Annotated in this window: 2 protein-coding genes; both read left to right on the top strand. The window is 70.9% G+C overall.

The genetic code is table 11. The features are described from left to right. Nucleotides 1-520 (top strand): carboxylating nicotinate-nucleotide diphosphorylase (nadC, locus tag HUK84_RS15835; protein WP_176641142.1); only part of this gene is annotated, 520 nt, incomplete at its 5' end. 70 nt (nucleotides 521-590) lie between these two features. Next, nucleotides 591-2,081, top strand: a 1,491-nt coding sequence (locus HUK84_RS15830; RefSeq protein ID WP_176641141.1) for a DHA2 family efflux MFS transporter permease subunit, incomplete at its 3' end; no start/stop codon positions are given.

Raw genomic sequence — 2,081 nt, 5'->3', positions numbered from 1 at the left:
CACCGCCACCGCCGGGATCGTCCGCGCCGTCGCGGACACCCGGGCGCGCGTGTGCTGCACCCGCAAGACCCTGCCGGGGCTGCGGGCGATCCAGAAATATGCCGTGCGGGCGGGCGGCGGGTCCAACCACCGGTTCCGGTTGGACGACGCGATCATGATCAAGGACAACCACATCGCCCTGGCCGGCGGCGATGTCGGCCGCGCGCTGGCGGCGGCCCGGGCACGGGCCGGACATCTGGTCAGCATCGAGCTGGAGGTCGATACGCTGGACCAGTTGGACGCGGCGCTGCGGGCCGGCGGGGCGGATGCGTATCTGCTGGACAACATGGCGCCGGCGCAGTTGCACCGGGCGGTGGCGATGGTCGATGGCCGCGCCCTGACCGAGGCGTCGGGCGGGATCACCCCGGACACCGCGCCCGCGATCGCCGCGACGGGGGTGGATATCCTGTCGGTGGGCTGGCTGACCCATACGGTGCGGGCGCTGGATATCGGGCTGGACGACGACCCCGGCGCCGCATAAGCGTGCCGGCCCGCCCTTGATCGCCACGCCCCAAGCCCGCATCATGATGCGGATGCAAAGGGGCCAGGCAATGAACGCGATCCCAGACCCGGCCCCAGACCCGGCCCAAGACCCGGCCGCGCCGACCAGGCTGGATGCGCCGCTGCTGCGCATCGCCATGGTGGTGGTGATCGGCACGGTGATGTCGATCCTGGATACCACGGTGGTCAATGTGGCGATCAAGGATCTGGCGCGGATCTTCGACGTCTCGCTGGCGACGATGCAGTGGGTGTCGACCGGCTACATGCTGGCGCTGGCGACCGTGATTCCGCTGACCGGCTGGGCGGCCGACCGGTTCGGCACCAAGCGGCTGTACATGACGTCGATCCTGCTGTTCCTGGCCGGATCGGCCCTGTCCGGCGCGGCATGGTCGCCGGCGACGCTGATCCTGTTCCGCGTGCTGCAGGGATTCGGCGGCGGGATGATCACCCCGGCCGGGATGACGATCCTGCGCCATGCGGCGGGGCCGCGGCGGATCGCGCGGCTGATGGGCATCATCGGCGTGCCGATGCTGCTGGGGCCGATCTTCGGGCCGGTCCTGGGCGGCTGGCTGGTCGATGACGCATCATGGCGCTGGATCTTCTTCATCAACCTGCCGATCGGCGCGGTGGGGCTGTATGCGGCGGCGCGGATCCTCCCGCCCGACCAATCCAAGGCGCGCCACGCGCTGGACTGGCCCGGGCTGCTGCTGGTATCGCCGGGGCTGGCGATCTTCGTCTTCGGCCTGGCGCGGGTTACCGAGGCGGGAAACCTGTCCGGCCTGTCCGGCGACGGATGCGTCGCCCTCGGGCTGGTCCTGATCGGCGGCTTTGTGCTGCATGCGCTGCGCAGGGAAGACCCGCTGATCGACATGCGGCTGTTCGGCCGGCGGACCTTCGGCGCGGCGGCGCTGACGACCTTTCTGTTCGGAACGGCGTTTTTCGGCATTTCCCTGATACTGGCCCTGTATTTCCAGTTGGTGCGCGGGGCGCCGGCGCTGGATGCCGGCCTGCTGCTGGCGCCGCAGGGTTTCGGCGCCATGCTGTCCATGCCCATCGCCAGCCGGCTGGTGGACCGGATCGGCCCCGGCAAGGTCGTTCTGGCCGGGCTGGCGCTGGTGGGGCTGGCGATGCTGAGCCTGGCCGGGATCGCCGGGACGACGCCGTTCTGGTGGATCGAGCCGACCCTGTTCGTCAGCGGGCTGGGCATGGGGGCCACCATGATGCCGGCGATGAGCGCGGCGCTCGCGGACCTGCAGCACCACGAAATCGCCCGGGCGACGAGCGGCCTGAACGTGGTGCAGCGGGTCGGCGGATCGATCGGCACCGCGCTGCTGACCGTGATCCTGACGCAGCAGATGGGCGGCCGCGACGGGCACGGGGCGGACCCGGTGACGCTGGGCCCGGCATTCGGCCATACGTTCCGCTGGTCCTTCGCGCTGGTCGTGATGGCGATGATCGCCGCCCTGTTCCTGCCGCGATCGCGAAGCGGCCGGCCGGCCGGAGAGCAGCCGGGCGCGGAACCGGCTGTCCTGGGGTCGAAA

The organism is Nguyenibacter vanlangensis (assembly GCF_013376155.1).
Classification (GTDB): domain Bacteria; phylum Pseudomonadota; class Alphaproteobacteria; order Acetobacterales; family Acetobacteraceae; genus Gluconacetobacter; species Gluconacetobacter vanlangensis.
Note: the sequence above shows the minus strand (reverse complement) of the source record. Positions and strands in the feature narration are given on the sequence as shown.